At 68.7% G+C, this 18,275-nt stretch carries 14 protein-coding genes; 3 read left to right on the top strand and 11 right to left on the bottom strand.

The annotated features are described in order from the left end of the window. Positions 1-9: 9 nt before the first annotated feature. Complete coding sequence (locus tag OHA18_RS11335; RefSeq protein WP_329003953.1) at positions 10-2,979, bottom strand: type 2 lanthipeptide synthetase LanM family protein; 2,970 nt, start codon at positions 2,977-2,979, stop codon at positions 10-12. A gap of 338 nt (positions 2,980-3,317) precedes the next feature. Here OHA18_RS11335 and OHA18_RS11330 point away from each other — a divergent pair, with 338 nt between their 5' ends. Both OHA18_RS11330 and OHA18_RS11325 read left to right on the top strand, forming a co-directional pair. Continuing rightward, complete coding sequence (locus tag OHA18_RS11330) at positions 3,318-4,391, top strand: MsnO8 family LLM class oxidoreductase (RefSeq protein WP_329003951.1); 1,074 nt, start codon at positions 3,318-3,320, stop codon at positions 4,389-4,391. Positions 4,392-4,425: 34 nt separating this feature from the next. After that, entirely contained in the window at positions 4,426-5,886 is a 1,461-nt protein-coding gene (locus OHA18_RS11325; RefSeq protein WP_329003950.1) for an NAD-dependent succinate-semialdehyde dehydrogenase, read from the top strand. 482 nt (positions 5,887-6,368) lie between these two features. On the opposite strand, the gene OHA18_RS11320 is transcribed toward OHA18_RS11325, so the two are convergent. The 7 genes from OHA18_RS11320 to OHA18_RS11290 all read right to left on the bottom strand — a co-directional run bounded on the left by OHA18_RS11320 (position 6,369) and on the right by OHA18_RS11290 (position 13,634). Further along, entirely contained in the window at positions 6,369-7,058 is a 690-nt protein-coding gene (locus OHA18_RS11320; RefSeq protein ID WP_329003949.1) for a polysaccharide deacetylase family protein, read from the bottom strand. A gap of 207 nt (positions 7,059-7,265) precedes the next feature. Continuing rightward, on the bottom strand, positions 7,266-7,820 hold the full coding sequence (locus tag OHA18_RS11315; protein WP_329003948.1) for a GNAT family N-acetyltransferase: 555 nt from the start codon (positions 7,818-7,820) through the stop codon (positions 7,266-7,268). 21 nt (positions 7,821-7,841) lie between these two features. Further along, positions 7,842-8,585, bottom strand: a complete 744-nt coding sequence (locus OHA18_RS11310; protein WP_329003947.1) for a 3D domain-containing protein — start codon at positions 8,583-8,585, stop codon at positions 7,842-7,844. Positions 8,586-8,675: 90 nt separating this feature from the next. Then, entirely contained in the window at positions 8,676-11,114 is a 2,439-nt protein-coding gene (locus OHA18_RS11305; protein ID WP_329003946.1) for a glycoside hydrolase family 2 protein, read from the bottom strand. Between the two features lie 71 nt (positions 11,115-11,185). Continuing rightward, positions 11,186-11,794 (bottom strand): SGNH/GDSL hydrolase family protein, encoded by a 609-nt coding sequence (locus OHA18_RS11300; protein WP_329003945.1) that lies wholly within the window; start codon positions 11,792-11,794, stop codon positions 11,186-11,188. Beyond that, positions 11,791-12,888: a Gfo/Idh/MocA family protein gene (locus OHA18_RS11295; protein ID WP_329003943.1), complete on the bottom strand. Its 1,098-nt coding sequence runs from the start codon at positions 12,886-12,888 to the stop codon at positions 11,791-11,793. Before OHA18_RS11295 ends, OHA18_RS11300 begins: the two co-directional genes overlap by 4 nt. Next, a complete protein-coding gene (locus OHA18_RS11290) occupies positions 12,885-13,634 on the bottom strand; it encodes a sugar phosphate isomerase/epimerase family protein (protein ID WP_329003941.1) in 750 nt (249 codons plus the stop codon). The genes OHA18_RS11295 and OHA18_RS11290 overlap by 4 nt, the downstream gene beginning before the upstream one ends. 283 nt (positions 13,635-13,917) lie before the next feature. Between OHA18_RS11290 and OHA18_RS11285 the strand changes: the two genes are divergently transcribed. Then, entirely contained in the window at positions 13,918-14,928 is a 1,011-nt protein-coding gene (locus OHA18_RS11285) for a LacI family DNA-binding transcriptional regulator (protein WP_329003940.1), read from the top strand. Here OHA18_RS11285 and OHA18_RS11280 read toward each other — a convergent pair. The 3 genes from OHA18_RS11280 to OHA18_RS11270 all read right to left on the bottom strand — a co-directional run bounded on the left by OHA18_RS11280 (position 14,925) and on the right by OHA18_RS11270 (position 18,238). After that, positions 14,925-17,009, bottom strand: coding sequence for a molybdopterin-dependent oxidoreductase (locus OHA18_RS11280; RefSeq protein ID WP_329003939.1), 2,085 nt, complete (start codon positions 17,007-17,009; stop codon positions 14,925-14,927). The two genes, OHA18_RS11285 and OHA18_RS11280, sit on opposite strands and share 4 nt — an antisense overlap. Before the next feature lie 35 nt (positions 17,010-17,044). Next, positions 17,045-17,557 carry an AAA family ATPase gene (locus OHA18_RS11275; RefSeq protein ID WP_329003937.1) on the bottom strand — a complete coding sequence of 171 codons (513 nt, stop codon included), beginning with the start codon at positions 17,555-17,557 and terminating at the stop codon, positions 17,045-17,047. A gap of 72 nt (positions 17,558-17,629) precedes the next feature. Next, the gene (locus tag OHA18_RS11270) at positions 17,630-18,238 is read right to left on the bottom strand and encodes a TetR/AcrR family transcriptional regulator (protein WP_329003936.1); all 609 of its coding nucleotides are present in this window, start codon (positions 18,236-18,238) and stop codon (positions 17,630-17,632) included. Positions 18,239-18,275: the final 37 nt, after the last annotated feature.

Here is an 18,275-nt window from a genome sequence, read left to right as displayed (position 1 = left end):
GTTCCCCTGTCACTGTGTGGGCTTTGGTGCTGTGCCACACCTCGACCCGGCGGTTGGTTCGAGCAACAGCACGGACGAAACCCGTTCGGGGAATGCAAGGCGGAGTACTCCGTAGCCGATCCCTGCCAGACCGGTCAGCAGGCCTGGAGACGGTACGGCGCGTGGTGTTCCACACTGCGGTCCGTACTGCTGTACTGCCGCGAGCACCAACCCGGCACGACGTCGCCGTACCGCCTCTGCAGTTGGGTACTCACGTCCGGCGAGCCACATCAGTGACTCCACCGCCCCGAGCTCGCCGTGGCACAGACTCAGATCGGCGAGCACCGGGCGCTTTGCCGCGGCCCTCAGATAGCTGTCGAGATCCGCTGGTACTCCGGCCGCCGACCGGGCGAGCGCTGTCCCGGCGTCGCCCGAACACCAGCTGTGGCCGGCGGGTGCGTTCCGCCGGTCCAGGTCGGCTGCTGTCCGGGCGGCATCCAGGTACCTGTCACCAGGTACGCCGTACTGCCCGAGGGACCATGCGATTCCCTGGAAGCCGCGAGCGAAGCCGTGGTCCGCTGCTACTCGGCCACGGAGGCCGCTCTCGACTGTGGTCACCAGGTGATTCGCGTACCGCTCGGCCAGTCGGTCGGCGGCCGGAAGTCCTGTTATTGCTTGCATTGCGGCCAGTCCGCCGGCCGCGCCGTCGACGTACGACGGGAAGGCGGTGGGGTCCGGCACGAGCTGCTCGGTGAGCTCGAGCGACGCTGTCAGCCAGCTGGTCAGGTCGGTGTCGCCGAGGAGGGTGCTCAGCCGGTCCAGGCCGTAGCTGATGCCACCGAGTCCGTGGAAGCCCGATCCGACGAGTTGAGCCGACTCAAGGTCACCGGCGAGCGCTTCGAGCAGCTGCGGGATCGGACGGATCGCGTCGCGCGCCAGCTCGCAGTACCTGTCGGCTCCGGTGATGACGCCGACCTGTGCGAGGAAGAGCGCCGTACCGGTGTAGCCGTTCGAGAGGCCGGCGCCCATGGAACGCACAGCCCAGTGGTGATCGTCGAGCAGCTCCAGACCGAGCCAGTTGGCCGCACCGCCGGTTTCGCCGATCACCTGCGCGACGATCTCGTCGGCGATGTCGGTGGCGGCCGCGAGCAGTTGACCGGGGTCTGCCTCGGTCGTGCCCAGATGTTGCCGGGTCTTCGTACTGACGTGCTTGATCGGCTCCGGACGGGTCGCGAGAGACGCGGAGATCAGCCAGGTCTGCCGATGCTCGTCGACGTCGCCGAGGCTTGCGATCTTCGCTTCGACCTCCGAAAGCCCTGTATTTGCAAGGACATCGGCGATCCGGGTGCCATCCGATGCCCACACGTCCCTGCTGTCGGGGCGAGCGGTGAACAGCGGTACGTCGCCTGCCCACAGGTCGGCCAGCTCGTACGGCGCGATCGCGTGCAACGACTCGTCCGCATCCCACAGCAGGTCGAGCAGCTGACTCCGGCCGGCCGCGTCACGCAGTGCGTCCGGATGGGTCGACTCGTCCAGCAGACTGGTGTACAGGCTGGTGCTGCGCGGTACGAACCGGAGCTGGTCCGAGGCGCACTGCGCCAGCAGTCCCTCCGGTCCGAGGAACTCGTCACGGTGCCGGGCAATCGCCTCATACGCGGCCCGAAACCCTGTGAGCACAGCGATCTCGTGCTCACGCGGCTCGATCGTCGCCCCGTCCAGCATCGGCCGATTGGCGGCGCTCTGCGTCTGTCCGGGACGGCGGACGAGATGCATCGAGTCCAGCCCGGCGTCCGCCCAGTCGACCACGCTCGTCGACACCGTCGAGTCGGCGTCGCCGCCGAGCCCGGACACGTCGGAAACGCCGTACTCACCCGACACGAGCAGCGGAAGCAGCGCCGTGCGGTACACGGAGCCGATCAGCGAGTGGTACGCCGGATCGTGACTCAACGCGGTCACCGGACGGCGACTGGGGTGGAACAGCGTCTCGACATCGACCAGCACCGGCTGATCGCCGGCGGCGATGAGGTTCTCGAAGTGCATGTCGGTGCCGTCGAGCACGTACAGCAGCGCCAGCAAGGCACCTTGCCGCTGGTAGAACCGCCGTACGCCGGCAAAGTCGTCGCACGGCTCGTGGACCACGTACTCGAGCCATCCGTAGCCGTCGCGGGTGAGCAGGCGAACCGTGCGGATGCCCAAGCCGGACTTGGCGTTCAGCCAGTCCACGAAGGCGTTGAAGTGCTGGTGGAGCTCCAGCGGCCGGGGCTTGTAGACCAGCCGCCGACCGTCCGCGAAGGTGAGGATCGCGGTGCACCGACCGCCCCGATGGGGGTCGCCCCCGGGGTCGATCGAGGTCAGCGCACCGGGGTCGCGGCCGTCCAGCAGCCCGGCGACGAGTGGCTCACGGTCCTCGGCGAGCCGTGCCAGCAGCTCGAGGTGGCCCTCGACTCCCTGTCGGCACGACTCGCCCAGGACCCGGGCCAGCACCGGGTACGCGGCCAGGAACTCCGCCAGCTCGCTCCCTCCGACGAGCCGGTGGGTGAAGTCGAGGAACCTTGCGGCCGGGGTGTCGCCGGCCAGCTCACCGCGGTCCCGGGCCCGGGCGAGCTCCAGGACCAGCGTGCGGGCAGCCAGCTTCACCAGGCGGAGTCCTAGCCGCTGCAGGAACTGCTCGGCGAGTACGCCGGTGTGCCCGGCCACGGCGAGATCCCGGCGAGCCGAGTCCAGCAGTGGTTGCAGGCAACGCATGAGCGCCTGCCGCCAGTCCGTGCCGGACCCATCCGCTGTCGTGGCCGCTCCACCTGACGTGTAGCCGCCAATGACACCGGTCCCTGCAGGGTCTCGACCGGCGGCAGGCGCGCTCGGTGGGAGAGAGGTACTGCGCTCCACGTACTCGGCCCAGGCCGGCGCGGAGTGGGTCAACTCGTGCGGCCGGACGCCCGCGGACCACCAGGTCTCACGCTGGCTGATCCGGGCTTTTCCCGCGGTCGCTGAGTTGAGCACGGGCTCAGGCTGCCATCGGGGACAGGGCCCGGGCATGGGTACTCAGCCCCCATATTCTTGGCCGTTCCGGGTAGGCGTAGCTGAGTGTGGACCGGTGTCTGCCGCGGGGTGACGACTGGGGGGTTGCCGACCCCGCGGCAGCGGACCGGGCCGCTCGGCCTTTGGTGGAAAGCCGGCGGCACGCCGGGAACGATGCCTGCGCGGGACCGGGCGCTACAAGGGCTGCGTACACCCATTTTCGGTCGGCCGACGGGACGCCGAGGATGGGGGCACGGCGGCCGGAACTTGGGTGGCGAATCCCCATGCGTGAACCCGACCCGCGCTGTCACCGTGGGCCCGTGCTCACCACTGTCGCTCCCGGACTACCCGTCTCGGCCCACTCTGTGCTGGACGTTGTACCGCAGCTGCCCGGTCAGTCGGCTGCGGCCGCGCTCCGGGAGACGGCAGAGGTGGCACTAGCCGCCGATGACCTCGGATACCGTCGCTTCTGGCTTGGAGAGCAGCACGGTGTCCGAGGCGTCGGCGGCGCAGCGCCGGCCGTGCTCGCCGCGGTCCTGGCTGCGCGGACCGATCGGATCCGCTTGGGCGCCGGTGGGGTACTACTGACCAACCATCAGCCCCTGGTCATCGCGGAACAGTTCGCTGCACTCGCGGCGGCGTACCCGAGTCGTATCGACCTGGGCGTAGGGGAGCAGCGCAGCGTCGCACCTAGTACTGCGGCCGCACTCGCCGGTGGTGCACGTGACTCGTTCCCTCGGCGGCTGGACGAGCTGTGCGGGTTCCTGCGCGACGGTACGCCGGGCCGGGCGCCGGTCGGCGACGTACGACTGTCATTGGCCGGACTGCCGCCACCGGTCTTTGTGCTGGCCGAACACGCAGGTACTGCGATGACTGCCGCCGTACGCGGACTGCCTCTCTTCCTGGCGCACCACTGCGCGGCTGCGGTGACGCCGGCTGCCGTGGCGGCGTACCGGGAGCACTTCGAGCCGACTGGACCGAAAGTACGGCCGTACCTCGCAGTGACGGTCGGTGTCGTGGCAGCTGACTCCGAAGAGGACGCGTTCGACCGATTTGCGGAGTACGTGCGCGTGAAGACCCGGCTGGCCGCGGCCGGACCGCGGGTCACGTCGGGTGAGCTGATGGCGCTGCTGGAACCGCCGCTCACCGGACGGGAGCGTGGACGCGCGGAGCGACTGCTGGACGACCCAGGCCACATCGTCGGCTCCCGCGCGACCGTGGCAGCCGGACTGGGCGCACTGGTCGCGAGTACGACGGCAGACGAGGTCATGATCGTCCCACTGGCCTTCGACGGACTGATCCGGTCAGCGATCCTCCGCACCGTCGCGAACGGCCTGACCCGCATCGTCCGCATCGTCCCACGACATACACCACCCCTGATCGCCACGGCCTAGTGTGGGTACTGCGAACCACACGAGAGGCGGGGCCATGTCAACGGAGCAGGAAGTCGTCGAGGCGTGTCCGACGGAGCTGTTCATCGGAGGCAAGTGGATGGCGGCCGAGAGCGGCAAGACCCTCGCCGTCGAGGACCCGGCCACCGGTACGACGCTCTGTGATGTGGCGGACGCCAGTCCGGCGGATGGCAAGGCAGCGCTCGACGCAGCGGTGGCCGCGCAGGCGGAGTGGGCCGCGACGCCGCCTCGCGAGCGTGGTGAGATCCTGCGCCGTACCTACGAGCTGATGACCGAGCGGGCCGATGACCTAGCCCTGCTGATGACGCTCGAGATGGGCAAGCCGGTCGCCGAATCCAAGGGCGAGATCGCCTACGCGGCCGAGTTCTTCCGCTGGTTCGCGGAGGAAGCGGTCCGGATCGAGGGCGGGTACCAGATCGCCCCGAACGGCTCGGGCCGGTTCCTGCTGATGCGGCAGCCGGTCGGCCCGTGCCTGCTGATCACACCGTGGAACTTCCCGGCGGCGATGGGCGCCCGCAAGATCGGCCCCGCGGTCGCCGCCGGCTGCACGATGGTGATCAAGCCGGCCGCGCAGACGCCGCTGTCGATGCTCAAGCTGGCCGAGCTGATGACCGAGGCCGGTCTCCCGGCCGGCGTGCTGAACGTGATCACCACCCACGACGCGGGCGGCGTGATGGAGCCGCTGATCCGCGACGGACGGGCCCGCAAGCTGTCCTTCACCGGCTCGACCCCGGTCGGCCGGAGGCTGATCGAGCAGGCCGCGGACCAGGTCCTGCGAACGAGCATGGAGCTCGGCGGGAACGCGCCGCTGCTGGTGTTCGAGGACGCCGACCTGGACAAGGCGGTCGACGGCGCGATGCTGGCCAAGATGCGCAACGGCGGCGAGGCCTGTACGTCGGCCAACCGGATCTACGTCCACTCGTCGGTGATGGACGAGTTCGCGACCCGCCTGACCGCGCGGATGGCGGCGCTGAAGGTCGGCCGCGGGACCGAGGACGGCGTCACCGTCGGCCCGCTGATCGACGCCGTCCAGCGGGACAAGGTCCGTGACCTGGTCGCCGACGCGATCGCCCAGGGCGCGCGCACGCTGACCGGCGGTGAAGTTGCTGAGGGCAACGGGTACTTCTTCCAGCCGACCGTGCTGGCCGACGTGCCGGCGAGTGCCCGGCTGCAGAAGGAGGAGATCTTCGGACCGGTCGCGCCGCTGACCGCGTTCGAGACCGAGGACGAGGCCGTGCGGATGGCGAACGACACCGAGTTCGGCCTGGTCTCCTACCTGTTCACCAAAGACCTGAGCCGGGCGCTGCGGGTGTCCGAGCGCCTCGAAGCCGGGATGATCGGGCTCAACCAGGGCATCGTCTCCAACCCGGCCGCACCCTTCGGCGGCGTCAAACAGTCCGGCCTCGGCCGCGAAGGCGGCACCGTCGGCATCGACGAGTACCTGGAGCTCAAGTACGTCGCCGTCAACGTCGACTGAAAGCGAAAAGAGCTATTCAGAAAGATTGAGAGAAGCAGTGAAATTAGAGGTGGTGAGCGCTCGGCTGGGTTCGCTGGGCGCCTTCAGTACCCAGCACCGGGCGCCGCTCCAGGGAGGTTTCGGGTCGCAGTCCGCGGCCCGTCGGGCCGGTCGTGCTGGACCGTCCTAGGGGTCAACGCCTGAGTTGGCCGGTTGCTCACCTGGTATGTCAAGGGTAAACCGGCCATCGTGGGGGTTAACCCCCACGCCGTACTGTGTGCCGGGGTGTTGCTGGCCTATGCGCCGACACTTGACGTGTCTGTCGAGCTGCAGATGAACCGCCGCCGACTGGCGCTGCGGCTTGCCGTGCCTGTTCTGACCGGCCGGCCGTCACCGATACGCCGAACCTGGCCGGGCGCCAATTCTCACTCTATCCTCTGTTTTCTCTGTTCTTTCCTCGTCCTTTTCTTTGAAGGCGTTCAAATAAGCCTCTTCTCTTCCTTCTAATGCTTCTTTTTCCCGGATTGCCCTTCGAACATTTGCGTGACCGTGACGAGTCGGTAGCCGCGGGATCGAAGTTCGCGCACGATCGGGCCGACGGCCTGGGCGGTGTACGGCGCGTTGTCGCCGCCGTGCATGTGGAGGACGACGATCGAGCCGTTCTGCACGTGGTCCAGGACCTGCTTGATGACGGGCTGCGGTGACTTGGCGAACCCGTCCGCGCCCGGCACATCCAACCCGACCGCGGTCACGCCCGCCGGCGCCAGCTCGTGGAGTGCGGCGGCGTCGTAGCACCCACCCGGGAACCGGAACCACCTTGTGGCGTGGGGATCCGCCCGATCCAGCTCGACGATCGCCCGCCGTACGTCCGCAAGCATCTGGTCGCGGGGAACCGTGCCCAGCGTGTAGCAGTGCTTGGTGAAACCGCGGTGGTCGTAGGTGTGTGTCCCCAGCTCGAACAACGGATCGGCGGCCAGCTGCCGGGTGATGTCGGGGTACTGCTCCATCCACATCCCGGTCAGGAACATCGTCGCCGGCACGTGCATCGTCCGCAGTTCGTCGATCAGCGCCCTGTTGTAGTACGACTTGACCTTCCCGGACACCAGCCGCTTCCGCATCAACGCGGTCAGGTCCGCGTCGAACGTCAACGCGATCTGCTTCTTGTCCCGCGGTCCGTGGTCGAGCACCGGCATCAGGTCCACATTGCTCGACGCACCCGGCCGCGCGCGCACTACTACCGTCGGTCTGACCGGCTTTGCAGTCCAGGGAGCGATGGTGGTCGGCTGCGGCGTCTCAGTAACCACTCCGGCCGTCGGCTTGGTGTCGCTGCAAGCAACAAGAGTCAACAGCAAGGCACCGACAGCTACGCGCTTCCCCCAGGTCACGATGCCTCAGTATGCCTACCGCCAGGGTCGCTGCTCCCAGTCGAGCCGAGTCATCGCCCAGACCTGTACGTCGTGCACACCGTGGTGCACGAACGCCTGCCGCAGTGTCCCCTCGTGGACCATCCCCAGCCGTTTGGCGGTCGCGGAGCTCCGGGCGTTGTCCGCAGTACAGCGCCACTCCACCCGGTTCAGCCCACGGACGCCGATCGCCCAGTCGATCATCCGTTGAGCGGCCCGCGTCACCAGTCCGCGGCCCTCAGCCTCCGGGGCCACCCACGCGCCCAGCTCGGTGATCCCCAGGTCGGTGTCGAAGCCGCGGAACTGCATGCCGCCGACCAGCTCGCCGTCCAGCCAGATCCCGTACATCCGGCCCTCGTCGGCCGCCTGCCGGTGTGCATACCGGCCCAGGTAGTTCCGGGCCCGCTCTTCGTCGGTGACCACCTCCACCCACGGCGCGTACGGTGCGAGCGCCTCGCGAGCCTTGTCCACGTGCGCCAGGAACTCCGCGGCCTGCCACGGCTCGAGCGGCCGCAACTCGGCAGACTCGGTCAAGTGGACAGCGAAGCGCATCCGTTCACTATAAGAGGGTCCTCAGACACCCTCTACGGTCAGCGTGAGCCGCTGGATTCCCCAGTTGTCGGCGTCCGGGCCGGGCGGGAACCAGACGTCGACGATGTCGTCCTTGATCCAGCTGCCGATGTCGGCCGCGTAGCAGTGGCCGTATCCGGGGACGTAGAGGCGAGTGCCCCACGGGATGATGCGGGCGTCCACGGCGCAGATCCCCGTGCCGGCGTTGTAGCCGAGTGCGGTCTGAGCGACGTCGTTGTACGCCGACACCCGGTAGTTCAGCGTGGTGCCGGCAGGTATCTGGTACGCCGCCAGCCGGTAGGACGAGTTCAACCGGTACGACGTACTGATCTGGCCGATCGACGACGCCGACGTGTCCTCGGCCGACATCGCGTACACCTGGTAATGCGCGCCGTCGCAGGGGCTCGCATCAGTCACCTGCAGCGTCGGCTGACCCCAGTCGCTGATCCACTGCAGCGCCTGCCCGTTCCGGAACGCGCGGTACGCCTTCGCGCCGGGCACCCGGTTGAAGGTGAACGTCACCTTCCCGCCCGTACCAAGACCACCGTCGATCCCACCCGGCGCGGGCAGCCGGCCGCTGACGTCGTACGGCGGTGCCGTGGTCCCGTTGCCGTGACCGCCGGAGACCGGCCGGTCGGGGATCGGACCGGTGTAGAAGTGCTGACAGGCCGGCAACGCGGCCGACGCGGTGGCCGGAGCCACCAGCAAGGACGCGAAACCGAGCAGGACCACGGCGAGAGCGCGCATGTCGACCAGACCTCCGAGGTGGGGCGGGACCAGGGGGTTCACCCTCAAGTAGCGGCCCCGCCACACCTTTAGTCAAGGTCTCGACGTAAATCAGTTCAGCAGATCGTTCGCCGATCGCAGTACCGGTACGCCGATCCACTCGGGGGCCTTCGCTCCGGTGACGTGGAAGGTGTGGCTCTCGCCCGCGGACAGCGTGACCAGGCCCGAGTCCACCCGCGCCGCCGGGTCCAGGCGGTCCGGGAAGAAGGCCAGGTCCTTGGCGAGCGCGGTTGCCGTGACGGTCACGTCGTACCCGTCGGTGTTCGAGGCGACCTCCGTGGTGAAGGCGTCCGCGGCCAGCTGCAACGCGGTGTCCTCGACGAAGTACCAGTACGCCGTGCTGCCGTCGTCGCCGCGAACCTCGAGGTACTCGCCCGCGGGGTTCGACGTGACAGCGACCGACTCCGGAAGCTCGCTGGTCACCGCCGACCGCACCGGCACCTCGAGCGCGAACGTCTCCCGGGCCAGCACCTCACCATCACGCGCGGTCGACCGCCGCGTCACCGTCACCTCGGTGTTCCAGGCCTCGTCGGTGTCGTTGTGCGCGGCAACGACCAGTTGGTCCTCCCGCGGTTGCACGGTCAGCAGCCGATCGGCGTACACCCGCTTCAGCGCGTACCACAACGGCTTGCGGATCCCGTGGCCGTCGACGGCTGCCCAGGAGACCACCGGCCAGTTGTCGTTCAACTGCCAGACCACCGCACCGGTGTTCAGCGGGAACAGTGAGCGGAAGTGTTCGATGCCGTAGGCAACAGCTCGCGCCTGGTTCAGCTGCGTGGTCCAGTGCCAGTCGTCGATGTCCTTCCACACCGGCAGGTGCTCACCCAGCCCGCGCTCCAGCTTGAGGTTGCCCTCGAACGCCTTCTGGTGCACGAGCATCTGCTCGCCGTACGGGTCGAGTGGCGCGTCGTGCACGACCGACGTGAGCGTCGACCAGGCCGGCGGCCCCTGGAAGCCGAACTCCGACACGAACCGCGGCTTGTACTTCCGGTACGTCGTGTAGTCGACCTGGTTCCACACGTCCCAGATGTGCATGGTCCCGTGCCGCTCGTCGTTCGGGTGGATGAACTGGTCGAACGAGTACGGACTGCCGGCGGAGTACGGCGTCCGCGGGTCGAGTTCGGCGACGATCTTGGGCAGCAGGTCCAGGTAGTACCCGGCGCCCCACGGCCGTCCGGCCAGCGGGACCCGCCAGCTCCACTCGACGTAGCCCCAGATGTTCTCGTTGTTGCCGTTCCACACCGCGAGGCTGGCGTGCTTGCTCAGCCGGGTGACCGCCTGCCGCGCCTCGGCCTCGACCTCGCTCCGCAGCGGCTCCTCCTCCGAGTACGCCGCGCACGCGAACAGGAAGTCCTGCCAGACCAGGATCCCCAGCTCGTCGCAGACGTCGTAGAAGTCCTCGCTCTCGTAGATCCCGCCGCCCCAGACCCGCAGCAGGTTCATCCCGGCGTCGATCGCGTCCTGGATGCTGGTCCGGTACGTGTCCGCGTCCAACCGGGTGACGAACGCGTCGTCCGGGATCCAGTTCGCACCGCGCACGTAGATCGGCTTGCCGTTCACCGACAGCACGAACGGCGTACCGTCGTTGTCGGGGGCAACGCTCACGCTGATGTCGCGGAAGCCGACCCGCCCGGTCCAGGTGTCGTCGGCCAGCCTCACCGTCACGTCGTACAACGGCTGCTCGCCGTGCCCGCGCGGCCACCAGAGGTTCACCTCCGGGACCGTGTTGCTGACGACGACGGTGTCCCACCCGGGCTTGACGCTCGCGGACTGCGTCGTACTGCCGACCTCCACCGTGACGGTGGCGTACTCGGCGGCGGTGTCGGTCCAGACCAGCGAGACAAAGGTGTTCAGAGTGCCGTCGGCGCCCGCGAGCGGGCGGACCGAGTCGATCCGGACGCCGGACCAGGACTCGATCCGGATCGGCCGCCAGATGCCCGCGGTCGCCACGTCCGGTCCCCAGTCCCAGCCGAAGTTCGACGCCATCTTCCGCAGCTCGTTGTACGGATGCAGGTTGGTGTGCGGCCAGCTGCCGACCTTGGCCCGCTCCGCCTCGGCCGCCGCCACCGGCCCTTCGAAGTCGACCACCAGTTCGTTGTCTCCGGCAACCAGTACACCGGTGACGTCGAACCGGTACGAGCGGTGCTGGTTCGCGGTCCGGCCCAGCTCCTGCCCGTTCAGCGTGACGGTCGCGACCGTGTCGAGCCCCTCGGCCACCAGCTCCTGCCGGTCGTTGCCATCGGCAACCCAGCTGAACGTGGTCCGGTAGCTCCACCGGGTCCGGCCGATCCAGTGCAGCTTCGACTCGTTGTCGCCGTCGAACGGGTCCGGGATCTCGCCGGCCGCGAGCAGGTCGGTGTGCACCTCGCCCGGCACGGTCGCGGCCACCGGCCGGTCGATCAGGCCGTCGGGCGCCGGACCCTCGACGGCGCGAACGGTCCAGGCGGCACCGCCGTCGGTGGTCAGGTCAAGGGTCTTCAGCGAGGTCACAGTCGGGCTCCAGAATGGTGAACCGGTTTAGTAGAGCCGCTCCCCACCAGGCGTGGGGAGCGGTGCACACGTCAGTGGTCGAGGACGTACCGTCGCCACAGCTCGGCGAGGGCACGATGTCCGGCCGGACTCGGGTGCACGCCGTCGCCGGCGAGCGTGGCCGGGCCGACGGACGCGGCCTGCTTGGTCAGCTCGACATCGGCCGGGACCAGGAGCGCGCCGTACTCGACGGCCAGCTTCCGGACCACTTCGAGCTTCGGGTCCAGGTCTTCACGCCATTCGTCCTGCCCGTCCTTCACCGGCAGCAGGAACGGCTCGATCAGGACCACCGGACAGTTCAGCGGGTCGAGCACCGACCGGTACGACGCCTCGAAGGACTCCGGGGTCGTCGGATCGTTCTCGTCGTACCGCCGCCAGGTGTCGTTGATCCCGATCAGGATCGACACCAGCGACGGGTCGTGGGCCAGCACATCGGCGGACCACCGGGCGGCCAGATCGGCCGCCCGGTTGCCACTGATGCCGGCATTGACGATCGTCGGCCGGCGTTCACCGAGGTCGTCGTACACGTTGCGGACGTAGCCGTCGCCCAACCCGTCGGGGTCGGTACGGCGGCCGCAGTCGGTGACCGAGTCCCCGGCGAACACCACGGTCCGCCGGGGATCGAGAACGATACTGGTCATAGCGTTGCTGCGGTCACGTCCCAGTCGTCCGGCAGGATCGGCGCGACCTCGACTGTGCTGGTCACGTCGACGAAAGCGCCGGTGTCGATCGAGTCGGTGATGGAGGCCATCACGTCGACGATGTGGAACGCCAGCGCCCCGGTCGCCCGGTGCGGCCGGCCGGCCCGGATCGCCCGCGCCATCTCCAGCACGCCGGTGCCGCGCTGCGCGACCGCCTTGGTCTCGGCGACCGTCTCCCAGTCGTCGGCGCCACGGCGACGGATCTTGATCTCACCGTCGAACCCGTTCGGGTCCGGTACGGCGAGGGTCGCGTCCGAGCCGGTGATCTCGACGAACCCGGCCCGCGACAGCGGCGAGTCGAAGCTGAAGATGCTCTGCGAGGACTGCCCCGACTCGAACTTCGCGATCGCGCTGACATGCGTCGGCACGGTCACGTCGAAGTCGGTCCCCGCCAGCGGACCGGAGCCGATCGTGCGCTTCTCCTTGGACTTCGACCCGATCCCCGCGACCGCGGCGACCGGACCGAACAGCTGGACCAGCGTGGTCAGGTAGTACGGGCCGATGTCCCACAGCGGGCCGGCGCCTTCCTGGAACAGGAACGCCGGGTTCGGGTGCCAGGACTCCGGACCGGGGGACTGCATCAAGGTCAGCGCGGTCAGCGGCGTACCGATGTCACCGCGCTCGATGATGCGACGGGACTCCTGCAGCCCCGGGCCCAGGATGGTGTCGGGTGCGCAGCCCAGCCGCACGCCCGCGTCCTGTGCCGTGGCCAGCAGCTTGATCCCGCTGTCCTGGTCCAGCGAGAACGGCTTCTCGCTCCAGACATGCTTGCCTGCGGCAACCGCTGCGAGGGCGACCTCGACGTGCGCGATCGGGATGGTCAGGTTGACCACGATCTCGACGTCCGCGTTGTTCAGCACGGCCTCGGGGCCGCCGTGGGCCTCGATCCCGTACTGCTTCGCCTTCTCTTCGGCCGCTTCCGGCCGGAGGTCGCCGATCGCGACCACCTTCAGGTCCGGGAAGCTCTGCATGCTCTTGATATAGGCGTCGGAGATCACTCCGGCGCCGATCACACCTACTCCGACTGCCGTCATGCAGGCGCACCCTCTCCGGTGAGGAACGTGTAGCTGCCCTCGACCGCGTCGAAGATCTCGCCGGTGAAGTCGTCCAGCTCGACGACCCGCAGGGCGTTCGGCGCGGCGGCCAGGATGTCCCGGACCGCGATGACGCCGTCGCCGACCGCGACCTGGGCCTTGTTGTTCAGCGTGCCGTCGCCGTCCTTGACGTGGATCGCCTTGACCCGGTCGCCGAACTTGCCGAGCAGCGCCGTGACGTCCGCGCCGCCGACGGCCGCCCAGTACGTGTCGACCTCGAGGATCACCTCGTCGGACAGGTTGTCGACCAGGATCTCCAGCCCGTGCGCGCCGCCGATCTTCGACTCGAGCTCGAACTGGTGGTTGTGGTACCCGACCGTGATGCCGTGGTCGGCGGCCTCGACGGCGGCCTTGTTCAGCCCGTCGGCGATGACCTTGATGTCGTCCGCGTTCTGCCAGCGGGCGGGGTCGGTGTGCGGGTCGATCACCGTGGTGATGCCGAGCCGCTTCGCCGCCGCGTAGATCGGGCCGGCTTCGTCCCGCAGGAGGCCGGCGTGGGTGGTGGGGGCCGAGAGTCCGTGCTTGGGCAGCGCGTCGGCCAGACGGTCCGCGTAGGCGGTCACACCGAAGGGCTCGACCTTGGTGTAGCCGATCTCCGCGATGCGTGCCAGGGTGCCGTCGAAGTCCTCTTCGAGCTTGCCCCGGACCGTGTACAACTGGAGGGACAGGTGGTCCACTGCGACCATGGTTTCTCCTTGTCGGCGGCGCGTCACCCGCTGCCCTGGGGTTTGCGCCGACTGATAAGCCGAACCGGTTAAGTAACGACGGCAACCGTATCCCACCGGGCCCCGAGGGCACCACCCTCCGCCCAACGACTGGGCGGTCACGTGACACTTCCTGCCCGTCGCCCGGTCTGATCAAACGGTCACTTTGTGTGCTCAGGTGATGACAGGGCGTTGAAGCAGGCGCACACTGGAGGATTCCGGACCGACCGTCAGCGGTCCGGCCGCCCGTGAGGAGTGAAGAGTTGTGTCCCGTGTGACCATCAAGGAGATCGCCCGGCGCTGTGGTGTCTCCCAAGGCGCCGTTTCGTACGCCCTGAACAACCAGCCCGGGGTGTCGGAGGCCACCCGTGCACGCGTGCTGCAGGTCGCCGCGGAGCTGGAGTGGGTGCCCAACCGGGCCGCCCGCCAACTGTCCGCCGCACGCAGCGAGACGTTCGGGCTGGTGCTCGCGAGGACGGCGCAGACCTTGATCGAGGAGCCGTACTTCATGGGCTTCGTCGGCGGCGTCGAGTCGGTGCTCGCGGAGAAGTCGTATGCGTTGGCGCTGCAGGTCGTGACCGATCTCGACGAGGAGCTGTCGACGTACCGGAAGTGGGCCGCCGAACGCCGGGTCGACGGGGTGATCGTCGTCGACCTCCGCGTCGCGGACCCCCGCCTGCCGGTACTGCGGAAGCTCGGTCTGCCGGCCGTTCTGGTCGGGGATCCGGCGCTGGCGGACGGGATGCCGTGCGTCTGGACCGACGGTACGGCGGCGATGACCGCGGCCCTGGATCACGTCGCGTCGCTCGGTCATCGGGTGATCGCCCGGGTCGCCGGTCCGCCGGAGTACGGCGACGTCTGGATCCGCGACCGGGCCTTCGAGGTGGCCGCCCGCCGGCTGGCGGTCGAGACCCGCATCCACCACACCGACTTCTCCGCCACTCAAGGCGCCACCGCCACCCGCGATCTCGTCGGCGGGTCTTCGCGCCCGACCGCGATCATCTACGACAACGACCTGATGGCCGTCGCCGGACTGGCCGCGATCCAGGGTCTCGGCCTCCGCGTGCCGGACGACCTGACGCTCGTGGCCTGGGACGACTCGGCGCTGTGCCGAATCACTCACCCCACGCTGACGGCGCTCAGTCACAACATCGTCGGCTACGGCGCGGAAGTGACGCAGCGCCTGCTGGCCCTGCTGTCCGGCGCGCAACCGCAGTCCCACCTGTTCTCCACGCCGTTGCTGATCATCCGGGAGAGCTCGGCGCCTCCCGGCTAGGAGGCGGTCACCGTGACCGGTACGCCGTTCACCGCTGCGGTGCCGGCCACGGCGTCGGTCAGCCCGGCGTCGGTCACGTCGTTCGCGCTGGGGCCCTGCACCTGGTTGGCGATGGTGAGGCGGGCGCCGGGCCGATTGTGGCCGAAGCCGTGCGGGAGGCTGACCACGCCCGGCATGATGTCGTTGCTAGAGGCAACTTCCACGGAGATGGACCCGGCCGCGGAGGTGACGGTGACGAACTGGCCGTCGGTGAGCGCCCGCTCGGCCAGGTCGCCGGGGTTCATCAGGAGCTGGTGACGGGGCTTGCCCTTCACCAACCGCGCCGAGTTGTGCATCCAGGAGTTGTTGCTGCGCAGGTGCCGCCGGCCGATCAGCAGGAGCCGGCCGTCCAGGTCGTTCAGTGCGTCGAGGCGGGGCAGGTCGTCGAGGATCATCCGTTGCGCCAGGTCGATCCGCTTCGACTTGTGATGCAGGGCGCCGGGCAACGCAGGCTGCAGCGGTCCGAGATCGATCCCGCCCGGTGACTTCCGGAGCTTCGCCACCGACAACCGGTACGGCCCGATCCGCAACCCGGCGTCCACGATCCGCCGCGGCGTCAGACGTAGCCGGGCAGTCACCTCGACCCGTCGACGGCTCCACCGAGTACGCCGTACCAGGGCCAGCCCCAGTTCCCGGAAGATCTCCCAGTCGTGCCGAGCATCCGCAGGCTTGGGCAGTACTGCGTCGTTCCAGCGGGCGGTGTTGCGTACGGCGAGCTGGTGGAAGATCACGTCGTAGTGGTCGCGCTCGAGCGGCGGCGCCGGCGGCAGGATCACGTCCGCGTGCCGAGTGGTCTCGTTGATGTACGGATCGACCGCGACCATGAACTCCAGCGACCCGAGCGCCTCGTCGAGCTTGCGACCGTTCGGCGTCGACAGCACGGGGTTGCCGGCCACCGTGACCATCGCCCGGATCTGCCCGTCGCCCGGCGTCAGGATCTCCTCGGCCATCGTCGACACCGGCAACTCGCCACCGAACTCCGGCAGGCCACGGACGCGGCTCTTCCACACCCCGATATGTCCTCGCCCCAGCCCGAGCAACGCGTTCACCGCAGGCCGCGGGAACATCGTCCCGCCCGGCCGGTCCAGGTTCCCGGTGATGATGTTCAGCACCTGGATCGCCCACTGGCAGATCGCCCCGAACTGCTGCGTCGACACCCCGACCCGCCCGTAACAAGCCGCCCGATCGGCCGTCGCGACCTCGCCGGCTATCCGCCGGATCGCCTCCGCCGGGATCCCGGTGATCCCCGCAGCCCGCTCCGGCGTCCACGCCTCCACCACGGCCTCGACCGTCGCCAGCCCGTCGACGTACTCCGCCGGCCGCGCGGAACCCTGCGCGATGACCTCGTGAATCAGCGCGAGCAGGAACGCCGCGTCCGTCCCGGGCCGGACGAAGTGATGCTCGTCGGCGACCGCGGCCGTCTCGGTCCGGCGCGGATCGATGACGACGACTTTCCCGCCCCGCTTCCGCACGTCCTTCAACCGCCGTCCGAAGCCGGGCGCCGTCATCATGCTCCCGTTCGACGCCAGCGGATTCGCGCCGAGCATCAACAGGTACGACGTCCGGTCGATGTCCGGCACCGCGACCATCAGCTGATGCCCGTAGAGCAGGTACGACGCCAGCATGTGCGGCAGCTGATCGATCGACGTCGCGCTGAACTTGTTCCGGGTCCGCAGCTGCCTGACCATCGTCGGCAGGTGCGTGAGCGCACCGAGACTGTGCACGTTCGGGTTGCCGAGGTACACGCCGACCGAGTTCCGGCCGTGCTCCTTCTGGATCCCGATCAGCTTGCCGACGACGAGCTCGTACGCCGCGTCCCAGCCGATCTCCTGCCAGCCGTCGGACGTCCGGCGTACCGGCGTGGTCAACCGGTCGGGGTCCTCCTGGAGGTCGCGCAGCGCGACCGCCTTCGGGCAGATGTGACCGCGGGACAGCGGATCGGACTCGTCGCCGCGGATGTCGGTGACCCGGCCCTCCTCGACGGTCACGAGCACGCCGCAGATTGCTTCACACAGGTTGCACGAGGTCCGCCGTACGGTCATCCACTCAAACTACCCTCGGGTAGTAAGACCCGCCATCAGTCGAAGCCGGCTTCGTCGAGCCGCCCGAGAATCGCGTCGACGGTCTCGCCGACCGACAGGTCGGAGTTGTCCAGCCACAGTCCGCGCCGCGGGCTGAACGCGTGCAGTTCGTAGTCGAGCTCGTCGACCAGATGATGCGCCCCACCGAGACGGCCGGAGATCACCTCCGGGCGAGGTGTCAGCACGACGAGGTACCGCGGCCGCGTCCGGATTCCGTCCAGGAACTCGCGCAGCAACTCACCGATCACGACGTCCTGCAGAACGACGGTGAACCCCGCATTCGCGTACTCGTCGGCGGCCATGCAGGCGAGCCGGTAGCGAAGCTGCAGCTGGCGCTGCGCCTCGAGTACGTCGTCGGCCATCGAGGCCTGTCCGCTGACGATCATCCGGCGAAAAACGTCCCCCCGAAGATGCACGCCGTACTGGAATCTCTCGGCGAGCATTTGGGACACCGACGACTTCCCCGCCGCCATGATTCCACTGACGACGATCACCCCCTCGGACTCCATGCGGTGATCGTGCCACGTGACGCAAGGTTTTGAACCGGTCGCGGCGATTCTTCTCCGAAAACCCCAGTTTTGTCAGGGGTTTTCGGCCATCAGCGACTCCAGTTGGTGGCGCATCAGCTGCCGCAGCCGGGCCGGAGTGGTGTGCTCCGGCTGGATCGCCGCGTGCAGTGCGAGGCCGTCGAGCAGAGCATGCAGTACTTCGACCTCGCGGCGCAGATCGAGACCGTCCTTGAGGACGCCGGCGTCGGCGAGCGAACGCAGCAGCGACTCGCACAATTGGCGCAGCTCGTTGTGCACCTTGACGAGGTGCTCCTGCAGTGTGCCGGCGCCGGATTCGGCCCGGGCCTGCGCCATGAATGCGAGCCAGACGTCGAACTCGGCGCGGCGCTCTGCATCCAGCGGAAGGACCTCCTCCAGATAGCGCAGCACGATGGTCTGCACGCTGCCCTTCGGCTCGATCGCACTGACCCGGTCGGTCACCCGGCGGGAGACCAGGTCCATCGCGAAGCTGAGCAGACCGGCCTGGTCCGGGAAGTAGTAGCGGACGGCTCCGGCGGACCAGCCCGCCTCGGCGGCGATGGTGCGGACCGACGCGGCCCGGATCCCGTCCCGGCGGACCACTCGCCACAGCGCCTCGGCGATCTCCTCGCGGCGGGTGACGTGGTCGACGATCTTCGGCATGCTCCTTTTTAGCACGGTTGTGTTAGTGTCGGTTTTA

The organism is Kribbella sp. NBC_00709, from assembly GCF_036226565.1.
Lineage (GTDB): Bacteria > Actinomycetota > Actinomycetes > Propionibacteriales > Kribbellaceae > Kribbella.
This window is presented reverse-complemented; position numbering and strand designations above follow the sequence as displayed.